This window comes from Cupriavidus phytohabitans, assembly GCF_017815025.1.
Classification (GTDB): domain Bacteria; phylum Pseudomonadota; class Gammaproteobacteria; order Burkholderiales; family Burkholderiaceae; genus Cupriavidus.
The window spans coordinates 59,401-82,200 of record NZ_JAGIQB010000014.1 but is presented as its reverse complement, the minus strand read 5'-3'; the positions used below and the strand labels follow the sequence as shown (position 1 = coordinate 82,200).

At 68.3% G+C, this 22,800-nt stretch carries 23 protein-coding genes; 12 read left to right on the top strand and 11 right to left on the bottom strand.

The genetic code is table 11. The features are described 5' to 3' along the window. Nucleotides 1–15: 15 nt before the first annotated feature. From J8I34_RS12145 to sorA, 4 genes are all read right to left on the bottom strand, one after another. Nucleotides 16–504, bottom strand: a complete 489-nt coding sequence (locus J8I34_RS12145) for an SRPBCC family protein (protein WP_209770207.1) — start codon at nucleotides 502–504, stop codon at nucleotides 16–18. Then, nucleotides 476–862, bottom strand: a complete 387-nt coding sequence (locus J8I34_RS12140) for an ArsR/SmtB family transcription factor (protein WP_029044563.1) — start codon at nucleotides 860–862, stop codon at nucleotides 476–478. Before J8I34_RS12140 ends, J8I34_RS12145 begins: the two co-directional genes overlap by 29 nt. 88 nt (nucleotides 863–950) lie before the next feature. Continuing rightward, nucleotides 951–1,595 carry a SorB family sulfite dehydrogenase c-type cytochrome subunit gene (gene sorB / locus J8I34_RS12135; RefSeq protein WP_209770210.1) on the bottom strand — a complete coding sequence of 215 codons (645 nt, stop codon included), beginning with the start codon at nucleotides 1,593–1,595 and terminating at the stop codon, nucleotides 951–953. 10 nt (nucleotides 1,596–1,605) lie between these two features. Beyond that, entirely contained in the window at nucleotides 1,606–2,868 is a 1,263-nt protein-coding gene (gene sorA / locus J8I34_RS12130) for a SorA family sulfite dehydrogenase catalytic subunit (protein WP_209770212.1), read from the bottom strand. Nucleotides 2,869–3,168: 300 nt separating this feature from the next. On the opposite strand from sorA, the gene J8I34_RS12125 reads away from it, so the two are divergent. The 3 genes from J8I34_RS12125 to J8I34_RS12115 are packed head-to-tail and all read left to right on the top strand — an operon-like array spanning nucleotide 3,169 to nucleotide 6,711. After that, on the top strand, nucleotides 3,169–4,518 hold the full coding sequence (locus J8I34_RS12125) for a uracil-xanthine permease family protein (RefSeq protein ID WP_209770214.1): 1,350 nt from the start codon (nucleotides 3,169–3,171) through the stop codon (nucleotides 4,516–4,518). Nucleotides 4,519–4,537: 19 nt separating this feature from the next. Continuing rightward, complete coding sequence (locus J8I34_RS12120) at nucleotides 4,538–6,001, top strand: amidohydrolase family protein (RefSeq protein WP_209770216.1); 1,464 nt, start codon at nucleotides 4,538–4,540, stop codon at nucleotides 5,999–6,001. Between the two features lie 2 nt (nucleotides 6,002–6,003). Beyond that, nucleotides 6,004–6,711 carry a sulfite exporter TauE/SafE family protein gene (locus J8I34_RS12115; protein ID WP_209770387.1) on the top strand — a complete coding sequence of 236 codons (708 nt, stop codon included), beginning with the start codon at nucleotides 6,004–6,006 and terminating at the stop codon, nucleotides 6,709–6,711. 4 nt (nucleotides 6,712–6,715) lie between these two features. Here the strand turns inward: J8I34_RS12115 and J8I34_RS12110 are convergent, their stop codons facing one another. Together J8I34_RS12110 and J8I34_RS12105 are read right to left on the bottom strand one after the other, a co-directional pair. Continuing rightward, nucleotides 6,716–7,753 carry a LacI family DNA-binding transcriptional regulator gene (locus J8I34_RS12110; RefSeq protein ID WP_209770218.1) on the bottom strand — a complete coding sequence of 346 codons (1,038 nt, stop codon included), beginning with the start codon at nucleotides 7,751–7,753 and terminating at the stop codon, nucleotides 6,716–6,718. A gap of 62 nt (nucleotides 7,754–7,815) precedes the next feature. Further along, on the bottom strand, nucleotides 7,816–8,751 hold the full coding sequence (locus tag J8I34_RS12105; RefSeq protein WP_209806143.1) for a LysR family transcriptional regulator: 936 nt from the start codon (nucleotides 8,749–8,751) through the stop codon (nucleotides 7,816–7,818). Between the two features lie 147 nt (nucleotides 8,752–8,898). On the opposite strand from J8I34_RS12105, the gene J8I34_RS12100 reads away from it, so the two are divergent. Genes J8I34_RS12100 through J8I34_RS12085 form a run of 4 tightly spaced genes read left to right on the top strand, consistent with a single transcriptional unit; the run spans nucleotide 8,899 to nucleotide 13,119 of the window. Next, nucleotides 8,899–9,105 (top strand): DUF3311 domain-containing protein, encoded by a 207-nt coding sequence (locus J8I34_RS12100; protein ID WP_209806142.1) that lies wholly within the window; start codon nucleotides 8,899–8,901, stop codon nucleotides 9,103–9,105. A 10-nt stretch (nucleotides 9,106–9,115) separates the two neighbouring features. Further along, nucleotides 9,116–10,498: a sodium:solute symporter family protein gene (locus J8I34_RS12095; RefSeq protein WP_209806141.1), complete on the top strand. Its 1,383-nt coding sequence runs from the start codon at nucleotides 9,116–9,118 to the stop codon at nucleotides 10,496–10,498. A gap of 24 nt (nucleotides 10,499–10,522) precedes the next feature. Beyond that, complete coding sequence (locus tag J8I34_RS12090) at nucleotides 10,523–12,178, top strand: amidohydrolase (RefSeq protein WP_209806140.1); 1,656 nt, start codon at nucleotides 10,523–10,525, stop codon at nucleotides 12,176–12,178. After that, nucleotides 12,175–13,119, top strand: a complete 945-nt coding sequence (locus J8I34_RS12085) for a CobW family GTP-binding protein (RefSeq protein ID WP_209770241.1) — start codon at nucleotides 12,175–12,177, stop codon at nucleotides 13,117–13,119. The genes J8I34_RS12090 and J8I34_RS12085 overlap by 4 nt, the downstream gene beginning before the upstream one ends. Before the next feature lie 11 nt (nucleotides 13,120–13,130). Here the strand turns inward: J8I34_RS12085 and J8I34_RS12080 are convergent, their stop codons facing one another. From J8I34_RS12080 to J8I34_RS12070, 3 genes are all read right to left on the bottom strand, one after another. After that, a complete protein-coding gene (locus tag J8I34_RS12080; protein WP_029044551.1) occupies nucleotides 13,131–14,036 on the bottom strand; it encodes a YihY/virulence factor BrkB family protein in 906 nt (301 codons plus the stop codon). Nucleotides 14,037–14,145: 109 nt separating this feature from the next. Further along, nucleotides 14,146–14,334, bottom strand: a complete 189-nt coding sequence (locus J8I34_RS12075; protein WP_209770243.1) for a YjfB family protein — start codon at nucleotides 14,332–14,334, stop codon at nucleotides 14,146–14,148. Nucleotides 14,335–14,471: 137 nt separating this feature from the next. Then, nucleotides 14,472–15,413: a LysR family transcriptional regulator gene (locus tag J8I34_RS12070; protein WP_209770251.1), complete on the bottom strand. Its 942-nt coding sequence runs from the start codon at nucleotides 15,411–15,413 to the stop codon at nucleotides 14,472–14,474. A gap of 155 nt (nucleotides 15,414–15,568) precedes the next feature. Here J8I34_RS12070 and gtdA point away from each other — a divergent pair, with 155 nt between their 5' ends. From gtdA to J8I34_RS12045, 5 genes are all read left to right on the top strand, one after another. Further along, complete coding sequence (gtdA, locus tag J8I34_RS12065; protein ID WP_209806139.1) at nucleotides 15,569–16,615, top strand: gentisate 1,2-dioxygenase; 1,047 nt, start codon at nucleotides 15,569–15,571, stop codon at nucleotides 16,613–16,615. A gap of 92 nt (nucleotides 16,616–16,707) precedes the next feature. Beyond that, nucleotides 16,708–17,406, top strand: a complete 699-nt coding sequence (locus J8I34_RS12060) for a fumarylacetoacetate hydrolase family protein (RefSeq protein ID WP_209806138.1) — start codon at nucleotides 16,708–16,710, stop codon at nucleotides 17,404–17,406. A gap of 36 nt (nucleotides 17,407–17,442) precedes the next feature. After that, nucleotides 17,443–18,084 carry a maleylacetoacetate isomerase gene (maiA, locus tag J8I34_RS12055; RefSeq protein ID WP_209806137.1) on the top strand — a complete coding sequence of 214 codons (642 nt, stop codon included), beginning with the start codon at nucleotides 17,443–17,445 and terminating at the stop codon, nucleotides 18,082–18,084. 28 nt (nucleotides 18,085–18,112) lie between these two features. Further along, nucleotides 18,113–19,339: a 3-hydroxybenzoate 6-monooxygenase gene (locus J8I34_RS12050; protein WP_209806136.1), complete on the top strand. Its 1,227-nt coding sequence runs from the start codon at nucleotides 18,113–18,115 to the stop codon at nucleotides 19,337–19,339. 111 nt (nucleotides 19,340–19,450) lie between these two features. Continuing rightward, nucleotides 19,451–20,791: an MFS transporter gene (locus J8I34_RS12045; protein WP_209806135.1), complete on the top strand. Its 1,341-nt coding sequence runs from the start codon at nucleotides 19,451–19,453 to the stop codon at nucleotides 20,789–20,791. 73 nt (nucleotides 20,792–20,864) lie between these two features. On the opposite strand, the gene J8I34_RS12040 is transcribed toward J8I34_RS12045, so the two are convergent. Together J8I34_RS12040 and J8I34_RS12035 are read right to left on the bottom strand one after the other, a co-directional pair. Continuing rightward, complete coding sequence (locus J8I34_RS12040; RefSeq protein ID WP_209806134.1) at nucleotides 20,865–21,557, bottom strand: aspartate/glutamate racemase family protein; 693 nt, start codon at nucleotides 21,555–21,557, stop codon at nucleotides 20,865–20,867. Nucleotides 21,558–21,695: 138 nt separating this feature from the next. Further along, entirely contained in the window at nucleotides 21,696–22,796 is a 1,101-nt protein-coding gene (locus J8I34_RS12035; RefSeq protein WP_209806133.1) for a CaiB/BaiF CoA transferase family protein, read from the bottom strand. Nucleotides 22,797–22,800 lie beyond the last annotated feature (4 nt).

Genomic DNA, 22,800 nt, shown 5'->3' with positions numbered 1-22,800 from the left:
GCGCAATGGCGTGTGTTATTTCAGCTGCGAGGCGAATTCCTCCAGCTGCGTGATGCAGATATTCCAGCCCTCGTGGAAGCCCAGTTCTTCGTGCCGCTTGCGCGTGGCTTCGTCCGGATGCATCACGCGCGCGGTGTAGCGCGTGCCGTCGCCTTCGTCTTCCATGGTGATGACCGCGGTCATCGACAGCCAGGGCGTGGCCGGCCGATAGCCCGCCACCAGCGCCGAGGTGGAGACGATGCGCTCCATCGGCACCACCTCCAGGAAGCAGCCGGGATTGTCGCTGGTGCCGCCGTCGGGGCCCTGCATGAAGGTATGGAAGGCGCCGCCCGGGCGCATGTCGAAGGCGCGCACCTCGGTGGTCCAGGGCCTGGGGCACCACCATTGCTTGAGCAGCTCCGGATCGCTCCATGCGCGCCAGACCTTGGCGCGCGGGGCCTTGAGCAGGCGCGAGATGACCAGGTCCTGGGTGGCTTCAGGGCTTGCGTTGTTTCCGTTCGGCATCAGACAGTTCCTCCTGGTGAAGCGCTTCGACGAAGGTGGCGAGTCGGTCGGTGCGGGCCTCCCAAAGCGCGTGTTGATCGGCCAGCCATTGCCGCGCTTCGCTCAGCGGCTGCGGCACCAGCTCGCAGGTGCGCACGCGCCCCATCTTGCGCGAGCGGATCAGGCCGCTGCGCTCCAGCACCTGGAGGTGCTTCAGGAACGAGGGCAGCGCCATCGCGAACGGCGCCGCCAGTGCCGAGACCGTTTCCGGACCGCGCCCGAGCATGGTGACGACGGCGCGGCGGGTGGGATCGGCCAGCGCGTAGAAGACGTCGGACAGCTCGGGAACCGCAGGAAGCGCGGCATGATGGTTAGCCATGTGGCTAAGTATAGGGGGCACGTCGCGCGTGGCAAGGAGAAATGCAAACGCCCCGGCGAAGAGCCGGGGCGCTGGTTGCCGTGGAAAATTATTGCTGGCGCACGTATGTCGCCAACGCGCGCACTTCTTCCGGCTTCAGGCTGGCAAATGGCGGCATTGGCGCCGCGCCCCACTTGCCGTTGCTGCCGCCGCGGATACTGGCTTCGAGCTTTGCCTGGGCCTGCGCATCGTTCTTGTAGCGCACGGCGACCTCATGGTAGGCCGGCCCGACGACCTTCTGCGTCACGCCGTGGCAGCTCAGGCAGGCATTCTTCGCCAGCAGTCCCTGCACGTCGACGCCGGGAGCGGCGGAGGCAGGCACCGCCGGTTTGCCCGCCTTCTGCGCGATCGCGACGATCTCGGGGTCCTTCGCCTTGGCCGAGCCATAGGCCACCGCCAGGTAGGCGCCGAGCTGCTCGACCTCGGCATCGTCGATCGGCGCGCCGTAGGCCTGCTGCATCTTCTTCATCTCGGCGGTCCACTGCGCCAGGCTCAGCCCGGGCGGCTGGTAGGAGACGTAGTCGGCCGAATGGCAGATCGCGCATTTCTGCATGGCGATGCCATAGCCCGGCAGCCTGGCGGGTTTGAGCTTGACGTTTTCCGCGGGCAGCTTGATGTCCTGCGGTGCGGCGCTGGCGTTGCCGGCACCGAGCAAGGCGAGCGCCAGCAGCGCGGGGGCGATGGTTGCTTTCATGGCGCGTTCCTCAGGCGATGGTGACCGGCGTGGCTTCGATGACATTGCGGCGGTAGCCGGCGGGGTTCCAGCTGGCCTTGGCCGGCTGGGTCTCGCCGTTGTTGCTGGTCGCGCGCACCATCAGCACCGCAGGGCCCTTGCGGGCGAACTTCACCGGCAAGTGCCACGCCCGGAACGAGAAGCGGCCCAGGTCTTCGCCCAGCTTCGCGACCTGCCAGTTCTGCCCGCCATCGACGGAAACCTCGACCGTGCGGATGCCGGAGCCGCCATCGAAGGCGATGCCCTTCAGCGCCACCGTGCGGCCGGCCGGCAGCCTGCCGCCGCTCCCCACGCTTGTGATAAAGCTGCGCACGGCCAGCGTCGAGATCGGCCGCGTCTTGGCCGCCGGCGTGCCGGGAGCCACGCACTGGCAATCGTTGTCCGGCACGCGGTAGCCCTTGGTCATGAAGAACGCGTCATGACCCTCGAACGGGTGGTCGAGCACTTCGATCTCGGACAGGTGCTTGATCCAGTAGGTGCCGAAATACCCGGGCACCACCAGCTTGAGCGGGTAGCCGTTGAGCAGCGGCAGGTCTTCGCCGTTCATGCCCCAGGCCAGCAGCGGCTCGCCGTTCATGGCGTGCGCGATATCGAGCGACTTGCGGAAATCCGGCGTGCTCGGCAGCACCGGCGTATCCATGCCGTTGAAGGTCACCACCTTGGCGCCGGCCTTGACGCCCGCATGCTCCAGCACCTTGCGCAGCGGCACGCCGGTCCAGCGCGCATTGCCCATCGCGCCATTGGCCAGCTGCGCGCCGAACACGCGCGGTTCGGAAAAGCCGCGGCTGTTGCCCGAGCACTGGTTCACCGCGACCACCTCGACCGGGTCGGCCAGCTTCTTGAGTTCGTCCAGCGACAGGCGCAGCGGCTTGCCGACATGGCCGCCCACACTCAGCCGGTACGTGTTCAGGTCCACCGACAGCGGAATATTGGCCAGGTGGTAGCGCACGAAGAAGGCGTCGTTGGCCGTGATCGGCCCTTCGTTGAAGGTGGAGAAGGGCGTTTCCAGGTGCGGCGGGCGGGTGCTGACGCGCACCAGCGGGCGCTTGCCGGGATAGCGCACCAGCGGGCGCGGGCCGTCGGCGAGCGTGACGCCGTCGGTTGCCTTTGCCGCGAGGGCGCCGAGCGGTGAGGCGGCCAGCGCCAGCCCGCCGACATGCCGGACAAAGCGGCGGCGGGCGGGGGCAGGCTGGGGGCTGCCGGCAAGGTCGGCGGGTGTGTTCTTGTCTCGCATGGGGCGTCTCCTTGGCGCTCGCGGGGCGTGCGCGATGCGGTGTGGCGCTCACTTTGCACCCACGGCGTTAGCTTGTGAAACGGGTTTTCCTGCTAGCAGTTATCGATTTGATCGATATAGGGGAAACTCCGCTGTTGGCGCCGGTAGAAACCGCTTGCGCCAAAGATTCGCTTTCCCTAGACTTACCAAAACGTTTTTGTTAGCGGAATTTCATCACATCTGAGGCGAACTGCGCACAGACGCAGCGGCTGGTCTTCGGCCACCGCACAACGCCCGGCACACCAAACGAGGAGCCTATTCATGTCCCACGCCGCCCCCGCGCCGGTGGACGAACTGCTGCCATGGCGGCGCCTGTTCGTTTTCGGCCTCCAGCATGTCCTTGTCATGGCCGCGTCGCCGATCGCGTCCGTGTTCCTGATGAGCAAGGCGCTCGACTTCCCGCCGGCGCTGGCGGTGCAGCTGCTCAGTGCCACCTTCGTGATCTGCGGCCTCGGCACGCTGCTGCAGTCGCTGGGCAAGCGCGGCGTCGGTGCCAGGCTGCCGTTCGTGATGCTGCCCGGCGGCGCGCCGATCGTGCTGTTCATCCTGATCGCGCAGCAGACCGACGTGCAGACCGCCGCCGGCGCCGTGATCCTGACCGGCGTCTTCTACTTCTGTGTGCTGCCCGTGTTCCGGCGCTGCCTGCGCTATTTCCCGCCGGTGGTGGTGGGGACGATGCTGCTGCTGGTGGCGATCAACCTGGCGCAGGTGTCGGGACGGCTGGTCGCCGGCCATCCTGCCGCGGGCGCCACGGTCGATCCGCTCAACCTGCTGCTGGCGTTTGCCACCATCGCCTGCACGGTGGCTGCCTCGCGCTTGCTGACGGGGATGCTGGCGCAGCTGGCGATCCTGCTGGGATTGCTGGGCGGCGCGCTGGTGGCGGTGCTGACCGGTGCCTTCCATGTCGGCCATGTGTCGATGACGCCGGTGATCGCGCTGCCCACGCCGTTCCCGTTTGGCATGCCGACCTTCGACGTGGTGGCCGCGATCCCGCTGATGGTGTTTGCCGTGATCTCGATGGTGGAGGCCACCGGCCAGACGCTGGCGATCAGCGATGCGGTTGGCAAGCCGGTGGACCAGCAGCGCGACGTACCGCGCACCATCCGCGCGGATGCGCTCACCTCGCTGGTGGGCGGGATGTTCGGCACCTCGCTGGTCATTACCAGCGGCGAGAACATCGGCATCGTCCGTGCGACCGGCGTGCGCTCGCGCTTCGTCACCGCGGTGTCGGGCGCGATCCTGGTGGTGTTCGGGCTGCTGGTGCCGGTGTCGTCGCTGATCAGCGCGATCCCCGAGGCGGTGGTCGGTGGCACCGGCCTGGTGGTGTTCTGCATCGTCGGCACCATGGGCATCGACATGCTGCGCAAGGTCGACCTGCGCCATCACGCCAACATGTATGTCGTGGCGGTGGCGCTGGCCGTGGGCCTGCTGCCGATCCTGGTGCCCGGCATCTACGGCGGCCTGCCGGCCAACCTGCGCATCCTGGTCGGCAACGGCGTGGCCATGGGCGCCATCACCGCCGCGCTGCTCAACTTCCTGTTTTTCCACACGGGCCTGCGTGCCGCGGCACCGGCCCCGGCGGTCGGCGACGATGCCGCCGCCACGCACTGATCCCGTTTCCTGAATCGCAATGACTCGACACGATGCAATCCTGCCGGCCTGGCCCGGCGAAAATACTCCGGCACTGCAACCGGAGCTGTTCAGGCAACCCCGCATCCTGCTGCCGGAATGGACGCTGCTGCGCCAGGGCGCGGTGCGCGGGCATGCCGTGGTCGTGGAGGATGGCCGTTTCACCGCCGTGGGCAGCGCCGATGAGGTGAAGGCGCGCTTCCCGGGGCTTGAAACCCTGCCGCTGCCGCGCATGCTGCTGATGCCGGGCATGATCGACACGCACCACCACCTGACCCAGTCGTTCGGCAAGTCGCTGGTGTTCGGCGAGCCGTCGGAGATCTTCCGCCGCGTCTGGGTGCCGCTGGAGGGCAGCCTGACGGCGGAGCACCTGTACCTGTCGTCCAGGCTGGCGGCGCTGGAAGCGCTGCGCGGCGGCTTCACCACCGTGGTCGACGCCGGCACGCGCAGCGACGCCGGGCTGGATGCGATCGCGCGCGCGGTCACCGATGCCGGCGTGCGCTGCGTGCTGGGGCTGATCTGCAATGACAAGCCGGGCGCCGAAACGCTCGACGCCGCGCCGATCCTGCGCCGCGCCGCCGCGCACCTCGACAAGTACGCCGGCGACCCGCTGGTGGCGCCGTCGCTGGCGATCTCGATCCCCGAGGTCGCCTCCGAAGCGATGCTGCACCACGTCTACCAGCTCTGCGCAGAATCCGGCCGCATCTTCCAGACCCACGCCAACGAGCACCTGGTGGCGGTGGAGCGTTCGCTCAACGCCTGCGGCCGCCGGCCCATCGAACACCTGGCAGCGGTCGGCGCGCTGGGCCCGGCGGCGCTGCTGGCGCACGCCACGCTTGTGACGCCGCACGAGATCCGCCTGCTGGCCGATACCGGCGCGGCCGTGGCCTACAACCCCGTGGCCAGTGCCTGGAAGGGCAACGCCGTGGCGCCCGCCGAAACCATGGCGACCTTCGGCGTGCGCCTTGGCCTGGGTACCGACGGCACCCGCAGCGACGCTTTCCGCCTGCTCGACTACGCCGAGTCGGCGCAACGCTTTGCCTTCGGCATCGGCGTGGGCGATTCGTCGTGCGGCGCCGGCTGGCGCTGGGTCGACATGGCCACGCACGATGCCGCCGACGTCGCGGGACTGGGCGCCTTGACCGGCGAGATCGCCGCGGGCAAGCGCGCCGACTTCCTGCTGGTCGACCTTGACGTGCCCGAGCTGGCGCCGTCATGGGACCTGACCTGGGAGCTGGTGCGGCTGGCCAACCGCGACCAGATCCGCGCGGTCTTTGTCGACGGCAGCCTGCGGCTGTGGCAAGGCTGGCCCACCGACTGGGATGCCCGCGCGCTGATGCAGGCCATCCACGCGATGGCCGCCGACACCGTCGCCAATGCCCCGATCCGCAAGCTGCACGAAGCGGCCGACGCGCACCGTGCGCGCCACGCCGGTGCCACCACCGCAACCGGCGAGGCAGCGTGACGATGGACATGACGTGGTTCAGTGTCGGCGTGGCGGTCTTCACCGGCGCGCTGGTGCAGGGCGCGACAGGCATGGGCTTCGCGCTGATCGTGGTGCCGGTGCTGGCGCTGGCCGCGCCGGCGATGCTGCCGGGCGCATTGCTGCTGGCGATGCTGCCGCTCAATGCCTACGTGGCCTGGCGCGAGCGCCATGCCATCGACCTGCGCGGCGCGGGCTGGATCAGCGCCGGGCGGCTGGCGGGCACCTTCGGCGGGCTGTGGGTGCTGGTGGCGATGCCGATGGCGTGGCTCAACGCGCTGGTCGGGGGCAGCACCATCGCCGCCGCGCTGGCGTCGCTGCTGGCGCCGGCCTTTACGCCGGGGCGGCTGACCTTTGCCTCGACCGGGCTCATCACCGGCGTCACCGAGACCGCCACCGGCGTGGGCGGGCCGCCGCTGGCGCTGGCCTACCAGCACGCACCGGTGGCGACGCTGCGCGCCACCGTAGCGCTGTGCTTCCTGGTGGGAGAGGTGATCTCGCTGGTGGTGCTGGCACTGAGCGGCAAGCTCGGCACGGAGCAGGTGCTCTACGCCGCCGGCCTGTTGCCGGTGCTGGGCGTCGGCATGGTCGCCAGCCACCTGGTGCACCGGCGCATCAACCAGCGCATGCTGCGCATCGGCGTGCTGGTGTTCGCGCTGGTGTCGGGCGCGGTGGTGCTGCTGCGCGGCTAGGAAGTCAGGCAGTTGGCGTAGACGAGGCCCGCACCACCAGTTCAGGGGCGGGCCCGGCTATCACCGTGCGGCTGCGGTCGCCGGACAGATGGGCAAACAGCAGCTCCACAGCCAGCGACGCCACCCGTTCCAGGTGCAGGTTGACCGCGGTGATCGGCGGCTGCGCGCCGCGGGCGCGGATGCCGTCGTAGCGTGTCACCACCAGCACGTCGTCGGGCACGCGCTTGCCCAGGCTTTGCAGGTGAGCCATCGCGCCCACCGCGAACGCATCCACCGGCGCGCACAGCGCATCGAGCTGCGGCATCTGCGCCAGCAGCTGCGCGCAGGCATCGGCACCGCCGGCTTCGCCGCGCTCCTCGGGCGCCTTGACGATATGGCAGGGCAGGCCGGCCGCCTGCGTGAACTCGCGATAGGCGCGCTCGGTTTCCACGTACGACTGGCGCGCGGCGGCGCCGATCATCAGGCCGATATGCCGGCGGCCATGGCCGTGCAGGTGTTCCAGCAGCAGTCGCGCTGTTTCGGCCGATTGCAGGTCGACGCAAGGCACCGGCGTTTCGGTCAGCGGCTCGCGTCCGATCGAGACGATGCTGACCCCGCGCTCGCGCAGCCGCGCGATATGCGGATCGGCGGCAATCGGCTCGATCACGATGGCGCCGTCGATATCGAGCGTATCGAGCAATCCGCCCGCGCCTTCCAGCGGCGGCACCAGCACCACGCCGAGTCCGCGGCCCATCGCCGCTTCCGCCGCGATCGCGGCCACTTCCATCATGAAACCCAGCCGCGAGGTGCCGCCCGCCACCGCGAACGGCATCGACGACAGCAGCGCGATGCAGTTGGCGCGCCCCGACTGCAGCCGCTGCGCGCGCACGCTGGGCCGGTAGCCCAGTTCCGCAGCGATGCGCTTGACCCGTGCGCGCGTGGCCGGGTCCAGCACGCCGCGGTCGTTCAGCGCATGCGAGACCGTGGTCAGCGACACGCCGGCGGCGCGGGCGACGTCGTGGATGGTGAGGCGGCGGGGGCGGTCTGGCGTGGAATCGGTCATGCCGGGTTTGAGCTGGGGATCAGGGCGGAGCATACATCAGCGGCCAGTGCAGGTCAGGCAGGTCAGCGCCGCGCGCCCTGCCTCGCCGGCGCCGACGACAATTCCTTCCAGTGCTCGCGCGTGAATGCATAGAGCGTCTCGAGCGCCGGCGACAGCGAGCGTGCTGCCATGCGCGCGATGCCGTAGCGGCCGCAGCGGCGCGGGTCGGGCGGCATCGGCACTTCCGCCATCAGCCCCGCGGCGCGTTCCTGTCGGGTGATCGACAGTACGCCGAACAGCAGCGTGTCGGTGGCCAGCGTCACGCTGCGCAACATGTCGAGGTTGTCGCAGTGCAGGGTGAAGAGCTTGTCGGGGGCGGCCTCGGGGCCCCATAGCTCGGCCAGCTGGCGGCTGACGATGGTGCTCAGCGTGGTGGTCGCCACCGGATAGGCGCGGATCGTCTCGATATCGATGCGGCGCTTGCGCAGGATCGGATGGCCGGCGCGGCACACCAGCCCGGCGGGCAGCTCCCCCAGCGGCTCCAGTTCGATGTCGTCGGCGGCGCGCAGCACGTAGGCGTCGCCGACGATGGCGTCGATGGTCTCGCGCCGCAGCGCGTCGAGCAGCGCGCTGGTGGCGCCGGTTTCGGTGCGGACCTTGATGCGCGGGTGCGCCTGCGCCATGTGGATCAGGAACGGCGTCAGCAGCAGCGCGGCGGGCGCGGGCGCCACGCCGATCGTCAGCGAGCCTTCCTCGCCGCCGCGCAGCAGTTCCAGGTCGCGGCGCAACTGGCGTTCTTCCAGCCGCATGCGGCGCGCCCGGTCGGCCACCAGCTCGCCGAACACGGTCAGGCGCGCGCGCCGCGCGCCGCGGTCGAACAGCGGCGCTTTCAGTTCGTGCTCCAGCGCGCGGATGCTGCGGCTCAGCGCGGGCTGGGTCAGGTGCACGGCGCGTGCGGCCTCGGAGAAGGTGCCGTGCTCGACGATGGCGAGCAGGTGCAGAAGTTTCTGGATGTCCATGCGGAATCCATGCGGATTGGTTATGGAAGCGGTTAGATATTTGCATTTGAATCATACATCGGTGCTCCCTATGATGACCGGAAACCAGCGTGGGCCCCATGCGGCAGGCACCGCGCACCGTTTATCGGAAAACATCGGAGACAACACATGCTCAAGCTGTTCATCGGCCTCGGCATCCCGTATATCGGGGTGATCGGGCTCTTGCCCTGGGTGGCTTCGGTCGAGCGTTTCGTGCTCGGCGTGCCCTTTATCTATGCCTGGATCTTTGCCTGGTTCGTGCTGACCTCGGGCTGCATGCTGGCCTGCTGGCTGCTGTTCGACCGCCATGCCGCCGAAGCGGTGCATGAAGCGTGAGGGGCCAGCCATGACTACAGCGGTATTTCTCGGCTTTATCGTCTTCTCGCTCTATCTCGCCATTCGCTCGAAGAAGGGCCACGGCGCGCAGAGTGTCCATGACTTTTTCGTCGCGTCGCGGCAGTTCGGCGCCTACCTGGTGTTCTTCCTGGCGGCCGGCGAGATCTACAGCATCGGCACCATGGTGGGCTTTCCCGGCGGCATCTATGCCAAGGGGCCGACCTATGGCGTCTGGTTCCTCGGCTACATCCTGCTGGCTTACCCGCTTGGCTATTTCCTTGGGCCAAAGATCTGGCAGGCGGGCGCGCGCTACAACGCGATCACGCTGCCCGACCTGTTCAAGGGCCATTACGGCAGCCGTGCGCTGGAACTGATCGTCGCCGGTTCTTCGATCCTGTTCCTGCTGCCGTGGGGCCAGTTGCAGTTCACCGGGCTGGTGGCGGCGCTCAAGGGGCTGGGCTGGGAGTTCGATCCCGTGTACCTGGTGCTGATCTCGGCGGCGCTGGCCTTTACCTATATCGCCATCTCCGGCGTGCGCGCGTCGGCCTACATCGCCATCCTGAAAGACATCCTGATGGTGGTGGCGATCGTCGCCACCGGCGTCGCGGTTGGCTGGAAGGACGGCGTGGGCGATGTCTTCCATGCCGCCAGCCTGCAGGTCAGCAACCAGATGAACGACACGCAGCTGCGCTTCTCGATGAGTACCATGCTGTTCCAGGCGCTGGGCTTCTACGTGATGCCGTTCGCGGTGCAGAACTTCTTTACCGCCAGGAGCGCCAACACCATCCGCCGCACGCAGGTGGCAATGCCGCTGTACATGCTGATGTACCCGTTTTTGGTGCTGGCGTCGTACTACGCAATCAGCCAGAACCTGCAGCTGGCCTCGCCCAATGAAGCCTTCTTCGCGGCGGCGGTGCGGCTGCTGCCGGACTGGCTGCTCGGGCTGGTGACCGCCGGCGCCGCGCTGTCGGGCCTGCTGGTGCTGGCCGGCATCTGCCTGGCGATCGGCCCGATCGTCACGCGCAACCTGCTGCCGGGCATGCCCGAGCAGCGCCAGAAGCAGGGGGCCAAGGTGGTGATCGTGGTGTACCTGGTGCTGTCGATCGCGATGACACTCGCCACGCCTAACCTGATGCTGACGCTGATCAACACCACTTACTACGGCGTGACGCAGTTCTTCCCCGGCGTCATCGTGATCCTGTTCTCGCTGAAGGTGCGGCCGATGGCGATTGCGCTCGGCATCCTGAGCGGGCAGGGCCTGGCGATCGCGCTGTACGCGCAGCAGGCCGACTTCGGCGGCATCAACCTCGGCCTGGTCAGCCTTGCGGTCAACCTGCTGGTGACCGTGGTGGCGAACTACGCGCCGCGCCTGGCGCGCGTGCAGCCGGCCTGATCCTTACGACTCATGCAAGCAGCGATGAATCACAACGACACGGCGCGCACGCAGGTATTCGTGGCGCGCAAGATCCTCACGATGGAAGCGGCGCAGCCGGAAGCGACCCATGTCGCGGTACGCGACGGCCAGGTCCTTGCGGTCGGCGGCGCGGCGGAAATGGCGCCATGGCCCGACGCGGTGGTGGTCGACACCTTCCGCGACAAGGTATTGATGCCCGGCATGGTCGAAGGCCATTGCCATTTGATGGAAGGCGCGATGTGGGACGCGGTCTACGTCGGCTACTTCGACCGCCGCGATCCCGATGGCAGGCTCTGGCGCGGGCTGCGCACGATGGACGAAGTCATCGAGCGCCTTGCCGATGCCGCCGGCAAGCTGCAAGACTCCTGCACGCCCCTGCTGGCGTGGGGTTTCGATCCCATCTATTTCGGCAGCGCGCGGCTGTCGGTGCGCGAGCTGGATCGCGTATCGGCGACGCGGCCGGTCGTGGTGATGCATGCCAGCGTGCATCTGATGAACGTCAATTCGGCGATGCTGGCGCTGGCCGGCATCGATGAAGACACCGACATCGACGGCGTGCACAAGGACGCGGATGGCAAGCCCACCGGCGAGCTGCAGGAGTTCGCGGCAATGTTCCCGGTGCAGCGCGTGATCGGCCGCGGCCTGTCGCTGGCTGCGGCGGAGGACGCTGAGGCAGTGCGCCGCTTCGGGCGCGTGGCGCAGCTGGCTGGCGTGACCACGGCGACCGACCTGGTCAACGACCTGTCGGCCAGGGGGCTGGAAACGCTGCACGTCGTGACGTCGGACGACAGCTTCCCGCTGCGCATCGTGCCCGCGTTCGCGCCGCAGCGTGACGCGCAGGGCGGGCCGGAGCGCGTGCGGCAGGCTGCAGCGGCCGGCTCCGGCAAGCTCCACTTCGGCCCGGTCAAGTTCATCGTCGACGGCTCGATCCAGGGCTTTACCGCGCGGCTGCGCGCGCCCGGCTACGCCGGCGGCCAGCCCAACGGCCTGTGGCTGATCCCGCCCGAGCAGTTGCTGGACGCATTCGCGCCGTTCCACCTCGCCGGCCTGCCGCTGCATATCCACACCAACGGCGACGAAGCCACCGAGGTCGTGCTCGACACGCTGGAAGCGCTGCTGTCGCGCCATCCGCGCGCCGGCCATCGCCATACGCTGCAGCACTGCCAGCTTGCCGATGCCGCGCAGCTGGCGCGGGCGAAGCGCCTCGGGCTGTGCATCAACTTCTTCGCCAACCATCTTTACTACTGGGGCGATGCCCATGCCACGCAGACCGTGGGCCCGGCGCGTGCCGCGCGCATGAACCCGGCAGGCACCGCGCAGCGCCTCGGCATTCCGTTCGCGATCCATTCCGATGCGCCGATCACGCCGCTGAACCCTCTCTTCACCGCCTGGTGCGCGGTACAGCGCCAGAGCGCCTCGGGCCGTGACATGGGCGAGGCCGAGCGGCTGACGGTGGCCGACGCGCTTTATGCGGTCACGATGGGCGCGGCTTACACGCTCGGACTCGACCATCGCATCGGCAGCATCGCGCCCGGCAAGCTGGCCGACTTCGCGGTGCTGGAAGGCGATCCCGCCACCGTGGATCCGGCGCAGCTCAAGGACGTACGCGTGTGGGGCACGGTGCTGGGCGGCCGCGTGTTCGAGGCGCCTTCCCGATGAACGCCCGGCCTCCGATCCCGCTGGTCGTCGTCGGCGGCTACCTTGGCGCAGGCAAGACCACGCTGCTGAACCGGCTGCTGGCCAATGCGCAGGGGCTGCGCATTGCCGTGCTGGTGAACGACTTCGGCGAGATCAATATTGACGCCGCGCTGATTCGGGCGCGCAGCGACGATGTTATCCAGCTCGAGAACGGTTGCGTGTGCTGTTCCATCGGCGGCCGGCTGGCTGAGGCCCTGGTGGCGATCGCCGAGCGCGACGCGCGGCCCGACCTGCTGGTGATCGAGGCCAGCGGCGTGTCGGATCCGCAGCGCATCGCGCAGATCGGATTGCTGGATCCGGCGTTCCGGCTCAACGCGGTGCTGGTGGCGGTGGATGCCGCCGCCGTGCACGACAGCCTGCGCGACCCGCTGGTAGGCGAGATGGTGAGGCAGCAGATCGCGGGGGCTTCGGTGGTGGCGGTGACCAAGACTGATCTCTGCGATGCCGGCGGCGCAGCGGCAGTAGCCGAGACTGTCGGTACGATTGCGCCGCGCGCCACGGTGCTGGCAGCGCGCGATGGCGACATGCCGCTGTCAGTCTTTATCGACGCAGCCATCCCGGCGCCGACGGGCACCGGCGTGCTGCAATCGCATTCAGGCTGGCATCGTTCCACGCCGCATACCGGCATCCGCAGCATCGCCTACCAGACAGGCCGCGGCTTCGACAAGGCGCGGCTGCGGCATGCACTGTCGACGCTGCCCGTGCGCCTGCTGCGCGCCAAGGGACTGGTCCGGCTGGCGGCCGATCCGCGGCTGCACGAGGTACACGTGGTCGGGGGCAGGATGCGAATGCGGCCCCTGGCGCACGGCGGGGCCGGCGAATCGGCGCTGGTCTTCATCGGCGCCTTTGATGCCGCCGGGGCCGATTCCATCCGCGCCTGCATGGCGTCCGCACTGGCCTGAAGCGGCAAGCGTCAGGTATGGAACTCGCCGGCGGGGCCGTCCGAAGCAGGTGGCTGCTCCCAGCCGCTGCGCTCGAATTCCGCGATCACCTGCGCGCCGAGCAACAAGAGCGTTGCCGCGATCTCCAGGCTCAGCAGCACCACGATCGCGGTGGTCAGCGAGCCATAGACGCGCCCCACCTGCGACAGCGTGGTGAAGTACCACACCAGCGCGTGGCGCGAGATTTCCCACAGCACCGCGGCAAGCACCGCGCCGCACAGCGCATGCCGCAAAGACAACCGGCCGACTGGCATCACCATGTAGATCGACGTCAGCAGCAGGATCTCGCCCAGGAAGCCGAGCAGGTAAAGGAGCGTGGTGGAAAGCCGGTCGAGCGACCAGTCATGGCCCAGCACTTCCACGTGCCGCTCGCCAATGGCGATCAGCCCGCCCGAGACCACTGTCACCAGCAGCAGCCCCACGCTCAGCACCGCGATATAGCAGTAAGGCAGCACCGCCGAGATCAGGAAATGGCGGCGCCGGATCGCTACGCGATGGACGAAGATCACTGACATGGCGTTTTCCAGCACGGTGAACGCCAGCGAACTGAAAAACAACATCGTGCCCAGCAGCACCCAGCCGACCGTGGCGCGGCTGCGCAGGAACGACGCCAGCTCGGGCACCAGCGCCCTGGACTGTCCCGGCACGACCCACTCCAGGTAGCGCGCCAGCGTCGACAGCAACAGCCGCGGGTCGATCACGTGCGACAGCCCGATGACCATCAGGATCAGCAACGGCACGATCGACAGCAGCGCGTAGTAGGCCACTGCGCCGGCCAGCAGCAGGCCCTGGTTGGCGCGAAACTGCACCAGCGTGCGCCACAGGAAACGCCCCGGATGACGGAGCAGGTCGCGGACGCGGGCGTCGAGAAGCTGCATGGCGGGCACCGGAGAGAGCAGGTGCCGACATTATGCGTCGGCCGGCGCCCATGTGTCCGGCCCAAGGTGCCGGCGACGCCCGCGTCGCGATGGCTTGCGCCGCGCGAACTCAGACCTTGACGTCGATGGTCTGGCCCAGGTGCGGCGGGTTGCTGGCTGCGACCGGCTGGGGCATGGCCTGCAGCAGTGCAGCCACGCCTTGTGCCTGCATGTCCAGCGACTTGCGCAGCATCATCAGGCTCACCGGATCGGCGCCCGGATCGCCCGCCAGGCCGGCGGTGACGTTGGAAATTTCCATGTAAAGTTTCCTTGGTGAAGGCGGTTGGTAGGAAGCGGCGGGATTGCCGCCGCGCCGGGCGGCCGGGACGGAGCTGCCGCCAACACCCATTGACGGCCCCGTCCGCCCAACCTTGAGCGCCAGGGGTCCGGATGCCCCTACGCCAGCGGCGCCTCCGCCGGCACCTGTTGCGCCCCCGCCGCCCGCCGCAGGCAATCCAGCATCGCCGCCACCGCCGCGCGCGACTCGCCATCCGCGCGCCAGTACATCGACACCGAGCCGAACCCCGCCAGCCGCAGCGGCACGATGCGCAGCGCGCCCAGCTCTTCCAGCCGCCGCGCGGTGCGGTGCGAGGCCAGCCCCACCATGTCGCTGTTATTGAACAGGGTCAGGTTGAGCACGGTCGAGTTGCTTTCTACGCAGTCCGCCGGCAACGCCCGCCCGGCGCTGGCCAGTGCCCCTTCCAGCGCATTGCGGATCGGCGTGCCGCGCGGCCAGACCACCCAGCGGTGGCGGTACAGGTCGTCCCAGGCCACCTTGCCACCCTGTAGCAGCGGGTGCCGCGGGCGCGCGACGAAATGGATCGGCTCCATGTAGAGCGATTCGGTCCGCATCTGCGCATCCTGCAGCTCCGGTGCCGAACGGCCCACCACGATATCCAGCTCGCTGCGCGCGAGCTGCCCCATCAGCCGGTCCATGGTGGTTTCCAGCAGCCGCACGCTGGCGCGCGGCATTTGCTGCAGCAATTGCAGCGCGGCCAGCGGCACCGTGTCCGCCGCCGAAGCGCCCGACGTGCCCACCACCACCAGCCCGCTGCCGCCGTCGCGCATGGCCTGCAGGTCGTCGCGGGCGGTATCGAGCTGGGCCTCGATCCGCCGTGCGTGCTCGATCAGCGACTCGCCATAGGGCGTGGGGCGCAGGCCACGTGCCTGGCGCTCGAACAACGGCAGGCCGATATCGTCCTCAAGGTCTTTCAGCCACTTGGAGAGGCCGGGCTGGGTGGTGTTCAGCATGGCGGCGGACTGGCTCATGTTGCCGGTCTCGGCCAGGCTCAGGAGCATCTGCAGGTTGCGCAGGCGCAGTCTCTGGGTCCAATCCATTGGGTGACCTATACGGTAAATCGTATCGATAAGATGAAAAGTTCATTTCAAATCTTATAGGGCGCCGCGTATAACGACAACACAGACGGTGCGCAGTGATCCAGGCACCCACCCAAAGCGCTCTCGAAAGCCCTGTACGAAGTTACGGAGACAGCATGTCCGAGCACACCCCAGACCCGGCCCGCGTGGCCTACTACGAAGAAATCGGCCGCAGCCACATGACCCCGCTGTGGGAGTCGCTGCACGCCCTGGTCCCGCCGCAGCCGCGGCCGCAGATCGTTCCCGCCATCTGGAAGTACGCGCAGATCCGCCCGCTGGTGATGCAGGCCGGCGGTGTCATCAGCGCCGAGGAAGCGGTGCGCCGCGTCCTGGTGCTGGAGAACCCGGGCATCCCTGGCAAGTCCAGCATTACCTCCACGCTGTACGCGGGGCTGCAGCTGATCCTGCCGGGCGAGATCGCCCCCAGCCACCGCCATACGCAGTCGGCGCTGCGCTTTATCGTCGAAGGCAAGGGCGCCTGGACCGCCGTCAACGGCGAACGCACCACCATGCATCCCGGCGATTTCATCATCACGCCGTCGTGGACCTGGCATGACCATGGCAATCCGAGCGTAGAGAACGGCGGCGAGCCGGTGGTATGGCTCGACGGCCTGGATATCCCCCTGGTGCAGCAATTCGACGCCGGCTTTGCCGAGAACTACCCCGAGTCGCAGCAGCCCGTGACCCGTGCCGAAGGCGACAGCTTTGCCCGCTTCGGCCACAACATGGTGCCGGTGCGGCACCGCGTGACCGATCCCACCTCGCCGATCTTCAGCTACCCGTACGCCCGGTCGCGCGAGGCGCTGGACCAGCTCTACCGCAACGGCGAACTCGATCCCTGGGACGGCGTCAAGCTGCGCTATGTCAACCCTGCCACCGGCGGCTGGCCGATGCCGACCATCGCTACCTTCATGCAGTACCTGCCGGCGGGCTTCCAGGGCAAGACCTATCGGAGCACCGATGCCACCGTGTACAGCGTGGTGGAAGGGCGCGGCACCGTGCGCATCGGCGATGCGCAGTTCCAGTTCGAGCCGCGCGACGTGTTCGTGGTGCCGTCGTGGGCGCCGGTGCAGCTCGGCGCGCTGGAAGACGCCGTGCTGTTCAGCTATTCCGACCGGCCGGTGCTGTCCGCGCTGAACCTGCTGCGCGAGTCTCGCACCTGAGCCCGACAAATCCTGACAAATGCCGCCACGCGCGATGCCGGCCGGCACCGCCGCGCCGGCGCTCACCTGACAGATCCCTGGAAACCTTGACCATGTCCTACGTCTTCACGCCCCCCGCCACCGTTGCCATCCCCGTTGCCGGCAGCGACGACCAGTTCGCCGTGCGCCGCGTCTACTGCGTCGGCCGCAACTACGCCGCCCACGCCCGCGAAATGGGCTTCGATCCCGACCGCGAGCCGCCGTTCTTCTTCTGCAAGCCGGCCGACGCCATCGTCCCGGTGCAGGCTGGCACCACGCTCGACCTGCCGTACCCCGCGCAGACGCAGAACTATCACTTCGAGGCCGAGCTGGTGGCCGTGATCGGCAAGGGCGGCTCGGATATCCCCGTCGAGCAGGCGCTCGAGCACGTGTGGGGCTACGCCGTCGGCCTCGATATGACCCGCCGCGACCTGCAGATGAAGATGCGCGAGATGGGCCGCCCCTGGGAAATCGGCAAGGCCTTCGATGCGTCGGCGCCGGTCGGCCCGATCCACCCCGCCAGCGACATCGGCCATCCGCAGCAGGCCGGGCTCTGGCTGACCGTCAACGGCGAGACCAGGCAGCGCAGTACCGTGGCGCACCTGATCTGGTCGGTCGCCGAGACCGTGGCCTACCTGTCGCAGTTCTTCCGCCTGGAGCCGGGCGACGTCATCTTCACCGGCACCCCTGAAGGCGTGGGCGCGGTCAAGGCCGGCGACACCATGGTCACCGGCGTCGACGGCCTGGGCGAACTGACCGTGCGCGTGGTCTGATCCCGCGCCACGCATAGCACACAGGCACTCCGAACCATGCAGCTCTACAGTTTCTTCAACAGCTCGACTTCCTACCGGGTGCGCATCGCGCTGGCCCTCAAGGGCCTGCCGTACGACTACCTCGGCGTCAATATCCGCACCGGCCAGCACCGCGAGGCGGAGTATGTCGATGGCATCAACCCGTCCGCTTCCGTGCCCGCGCTGGTCGACGGCGACTTCACGCTGGGCCAGTCGTTCGCGATCATCGACTACCTGGACGCGCGCCATCCCGAGCCGCGCCTGCTGCCTCAGGATCCTGTGCAGCGCGCACGCGTGCTGGAGCTGTCAATGCTGGTCGGATGCGATATCCACCCGGTCAACAACCTGCGCGTGCTGCGCTACCTGCAGGACACGCTGAAGGCTACGCCAGAGCAGAAGGACGCCTGGTACCGCCACTGGATCGACGAAGGCATGGCCGGCGTGGAACGGCTGCTGGCATGCCACGGCCACGGCAACTGGTGCTTCGGCAATGCGCCCACGCTGGCCGATGTCGCGCTGGTGCCGCAGGTGGCTAATGCCCTGCGCATGGGCTGCGACCTGGGCCGCTACGAGCGCGCGCTGGCCGTCTACGCCCACGCCAGCACCCATCCCGCCTTCGCCCAGGCCGCGCCCGCGCGCCAGCCAGACTACATCGCCTGACGCCAGCGGCGCAGGCCAGGAGACAGACATGAGCAGCACCAACAACGAGACCAACAACGCGACCGGCAAGGTCCTCATCATCGGCGGCGGCATCGGCGGCCTGGCCGCGGCGCTGGCGCTGGCACGCCAGGGCATCCGCATCGAACTGCTGGAACAGGCCGAGCAGATCGGCGAGATCGGCGCCGGCATCCAGCTGGCCGCCAACGCCTTCGCCGCGCTCGATGCGCTGGGAGTGGGCGAGGCCGCGCGCGGCCGCGCGGTCTTTACCGACTACCTCAGCCTGCGCGACGCCATCGACACCAGCGTCATCGCGCAAGTGGATGTCGGGCAGCCGTACCGCGAGCGCTTCGGCAACCCGTATGCGGTGATCCACCGCGCCGACATCCACCTGTCGATTCTGGAAGCCGTGCAGGATCATCCGCTGATCACCTTCCGCACCAGCACGCGCGTAGAGCAACTGCTGCAGGACGACAACGGCGTGACCGTGATCGACCAGCATGGCGAGCACCACCGCGGCGATGCGGTGATCGGCTGCGACGGCGTCAAGTCCGCGATCCGCCAGGCGCTGATCGGCGATGAAGCGCGCGTGACCGGGCACGTGGTCTACCGCGCAGTGGTCGACGTGGCCAACATGCCGCAGGACCTGCAGGTCAACGCCCCGGTGGTGTGGGCCGGCCCGAACTGCCACCTGGTGCATTACCCGCTGCGTGGCGGCCAGCAGTACAACCTGGTGGTGACCTTCCACAGCCGCGAACAGGAGACCTGGGGCGTGCGCGACGGCAGCAAGGAAGAAGTGCTGTCGTATTTCCAGGGCATTCACCCGCTGCCGCACCAGATGCTGGACCGGCCGACCTCATGGAAGCGCTGGGCCACCGCCGATCGCGACCCGGTCGAGCGCTGGAGCTTCGGCCGCGCCACCATCCTCGGCGATGCCGCGCACCCGATGACCCAGTACGTGGCGCAGGGCGCCTGCCAGGCGCTGGAGGATGCCGTGACGCTCGGCGCCGCGGTGAAAGCGGCGGATGGCGACTACGCAGCGGCCTTCCAGCTGTACGAACAGGCCCGCATACCGCGCACCGCGCGCGTGCTCTACGCCGCGCGCGACATGGGGCGTGTCTACCACGCCAAGGGCGTCGATCGCCTGGTGCGCAACAGCCTGTGGACCGGCCGCAGCCAGTCCCAGTTCTACGACGCGCTGCAGTGGCTGCACGGCTGGCGCGCGCAGAACTGCCTGAGTCCCACGCCGTGGCTGTAAGCCGCTGAGCGCGGCGTTCTCTCCGCGCTGAAAACCCTGATAGCGAGCTGGCGGCCGACGAAGCCGCCGGCCCTCTCTCGCCCCTGATCCTGGCAACAAGGAGGAGACACCATGCCTGCCAGCCAACCGCTCAACGTCACCGCGTTCATCGACCGCCAGCCGCTGTCGGCGTTCCAGGTGACCATCGTCGTACTGTGCTTCCTGATCGTCGCCGTCGACGGCTTCGATACCGCCGCGATCGGCTTTATCGCGCCCGCCATCCGCGCGGAATGGCAGCTGACGCCGGCACAGCTTGCGCCGCTGTTTGGCGCGGGCCTCGGCGGCCTGATGGCCGGCGCCTTCCTGTTCGGCCCGCTCGCCGACCGCTTCGGCCGCAAGGGCGTGCTGGTGCTGTCGGTGCTGTTCTTCGGCGCGGCCAGCCTGGCTTCGGCGTGGTCGCAAGATCTGTGGACGCTGGTGCTGCTGCGCTTCCTGACCGGCCTGGGCCTGGGCGGCGCCATGCCCAACGCGATCACGCTGACCTCCGAATTCTGCCCCGACAAGCGGCGCTCCTTCCTGGTCACCACCATGTTCTGCGGCTTCACGCTGGGCTCCGCCTTCGGCGGCCTGGCCTCGGCCGGGCTGATCGATGCCTTCGGCTGGCGCTCGGTGCTGGTGGCCGGCGGCGTACTGCCGCTGCTGCTGGCGGTGGCATTGGTCTGGATGCTGCCGGAATCGGTACGCTACCTGGTGATGACCGGCAAGTCGCGCGAGCGCGTTGTCGCCACGCTGCAGAAGATCGCCCCGCATGAAGACCTGCGCAGCGCCACCTTCGCCGTCGGCGAGCAGCGCGCCACCACCTCGCCGGTGCGGCACCTGTTCCGCCCCGAGCTGCTGCGCGGCACGCTGCTGTTCTGGCTGACGTTCTTCATGAGCCTGCTGGTGATCTACCTGCTGTCGAGCTGGCTGCCGACGCTGCTGCGCGGCACCGGGCATTCGCTGCGCACGGCAGCACTGGTGACCACCATGTTCCAGGTCGGCGGCACCGTGGGCGCCATCGCGCTGGGCTGGCTGATGGACCGGATCAATCCGCACTACGTGCTGGCTTCCAGCTATTCGCTGGCAGCGGTGTGCATCGCGGCGGTGGGCAGTTTTGCGTCCGAGCCGGTTGCCGCGGGGTTTGCGGTGTTCCTCGCGGGGTTCTGCATCTCCGGGTCGCAGGTGGGGGCCAATGCGTTGTCGGCCAGCTTCTATCCGACTGATTGCCGTGCCACTGGCGTGAGCTGGGCAAACGGGGTGGGGCGCATCGGCTCGGTGCTGGGCTCTGTGGGCGGCGCCACCATGCTGTCGATGGGGCTGGGGATGCCGGCGCTGTTCGTGCTGGTCGGCGTCCCGGCGCTGATCGCGGGGGTGTCGATGTTCTCGCTGGGGGTGGTCAGGCGGGAGCGGGTGGCGGGGCGGCTGGCGGTTTGAAATGCAACTGAAGCGCTTGCCTGAATCATGTGGGCCAGCGCCTCAGAGATTGCCCACACATGGGCACGGCCGCTCAGCCGAGCGCCAGCGTTACCGCCGCCTGCGCATGCAGCGCCGTGGTATCGAACACCGGCAGCGCCACATCACCCTGCCCGAGCAGCAGCGTGATTTCGGTGCAGCCGAGGATCACGCCTTCTGCGCCCTGCGCCACGAGCGCGGTGACGATGCGCTGGTATTCGGCCCTTGCCTCATCCCGCACGATGCCGTGGCATAACTCTTCATAGATGACAGCGTGCACCCGGTCGCGGTCCGCCTGTTCCGGCACCACCACGTCGATGCCATGCAGGTCGCGCATCCGCCCGCGGTAGAAATCCTGCTCCATCGTGAAGCGAGTGCCGAGCAAGCCGACGCGCCGGATGCCGGCGTGCTGCAGTGCTCGCGCCGTCGGGTCGACGATATGGATGAAGGGCACATTGAGCACGGATTCGATCGCTGGCGCCACGCGATGCATGGTGTTCGTACAGAGCAGTACGAAATCCGCGCCACCGGCCTCGACCTGCCGTGCGGCCTGCTGCATGAGCCGGCCAAGTTCGTCCCATTGCCCAGCGTGCTGCAGTGCCTTGATCTCTTCGAAGCAGACGGTGGCCATGAGGCTGCGGGCGTTGTTGTGCCCGCCCAGCCGCGCTTTCATTTCCTGGTTGATGAGCCGGTAGTACTCGGCGGACGATTCCCAGCTCATGCCGCCGATCAGTCCGATGGTTTTCATGCTTGGACTCCCTTTTCGCCAACCGCGCATGTGATGCCGGGAAATCTAGCAACTCGGAACGGCGCCTGCCATGGACAGTTTCGTTGAATCCGACCCGGCCAGTGCCGGTGACTTCAGCGGCGAGCGCGGACGGGCAGTCTAGCCCGCACCGTGTTCCCCAACCCTAGCCACGAAATCGTCGCCCTCCGGCAGTCCCAGTGAAAATTTGACCGGAAAGTTCACGGCAATCCCGTCCTCGCCCCTGGCTGGCCTTACCACCTCCCGTGCCCGCACGTGCACATCCTCAAACAGTTCCCCCGCTCCAAGCACGGGCGAAAACGGTACGTCCAGCGGCCCGAAGAATGCCTCCCACTCGGCCAGGTCACGCGTGCTGAACACAGCGGCCAGCAGGTCATTGACCGCCAGCTTATGCCCATAGCGCCCGGCCCGCGTGGCATATCGCGGATCGCGCAGCGCGGGAAATTCCTCCCCCAGCGCCTCGCCCAGATTGACCCAGAACTTGTTCTCCAGAATCCCCATCGCCAGATGCCGCCCGTCGCGCGTCTCGAACAGGTCGTTTTCCGGCATCACCGTCGGCGATTCCTGCGGCGCGGCCTCGTGTCCGCGCGCGGCCCAGGCGCCGTGGGCGGTCCACGACAGGATGGCGTCGTGGATCGATACGTCCAGATGCTGCCCGCGACCGTGCTGCCGCGCGCTCATGATGGCTACGGCCAGCGACAGCGCGGCATAGCCTGAGGCCGCGTAGTCAGACACCCGCACGCGCGGGCGCGAGACTTTGTCGTGGACTTGCACCGGCGTCGCCCAGTAGCCCGCCAGCGCCAGGTAGTTAAGGTCATGCCCCGCATGGCTGGCGTACGGGCCAGTCTGCCCGAAGCCCGAGACCGAGCACAGCACGATGGCCGGATTGACGGCAGCCAATGCCGCATAGTCGAGTCCCAGCCGTTTCATGACCCCTGGGCGGAAGCCTTCCACCACGGCGTCGGCATTCCGGGCCAGTTCAAGGAAGGCTTCGCGGCCGGCGTCGGTCTTCAGGTCGAGCGCCACGGAGCGTTTGCCGCGGTTGAACTGCGCATAGGCCGCCGGACCGAGCTGGCGGATGGAGTCCCCGCTGCCGGGCTGCTCCACCTTGATCACATCGGCCCCCAACTGGCGCAGCAGGCTGCAGGCATGCGGGCCGGGCAGCAGCTGGCTGGCGTCGATGATGGTGACGTCCTTCAGGCAGGACCATTCTGGCTTCATGTGT